General features: G+C 62.8%; 1 pseudogene. It reads right to left on the bottom strand.

Annotation, left to right across the window (positions count from 1 at the left end):
- Window positions 1-575: pseudogene (locus tag VSR72_RS44030) on the bottom strand (IS6 family transposase); the annotation flags it as partial.

The raw sequence follows: 575 nt of genomic DNA, 5'->3' as shown, positions 1-575 counted from the left end.
TCCAACCATGCCACGTCGCGAAACGTTTCTGGAGCGCGGTACGATGACATGCCGCGTTCATCTGGTGTCTGGGCAACGCGAAGTGCTGCCGGATCGGGCCGAAGCACGAAAGAAACGCCTGCGTGCGGCCGCCTTGACGAAAACGTGCTTCACCTGAGCAAGCTCAGGAATGTCCGACTTCGCTGCCGGATAGCTGCGCAGCTGGTCGGTCACGATCTTGCGCGGCACCGGGTTTGAACGCAGCACCTGAGGAAGAAGCGCTTTGCCGCTGCCTTGTCGCGCCGCTTTTGCACAAGCACGTCCAGTTCAGCGCCATGCTCGTCGACCGCTCGCCACAACAGATACGGCTCGCCGCGCAGCGTCACGAGCATCTCGTCGAGGTACCACGTACTGCCCGGCTTGCGCCGCGCCGCTTTGGCGCACTGGGCGAATCTGGCGCCGAACTTGTCGCACCAGCAACGGATCGTCTCATACGTGACCACAACACCACGCTCAAGCAGCAACGCCTCGACGTCGCGCAGGCTCAGGCTGAACCGGAAATACCAGCGAACCGCGCAGCTGATGACGACGGCAGG

This window comes from Paraburkholderia sp. JHI869 (assembly GCF_038900775.1).
GTDB lineage: Bacteria > Pseudomonadota > Gammaproteobacteria > Burkholderiales > Burkholderiaceae > Paraburkholderia.
Note: the sequence above shows the minus strand (reverse complement) of the source record. Positions and strands in the feature narration are given on the sequence as shown.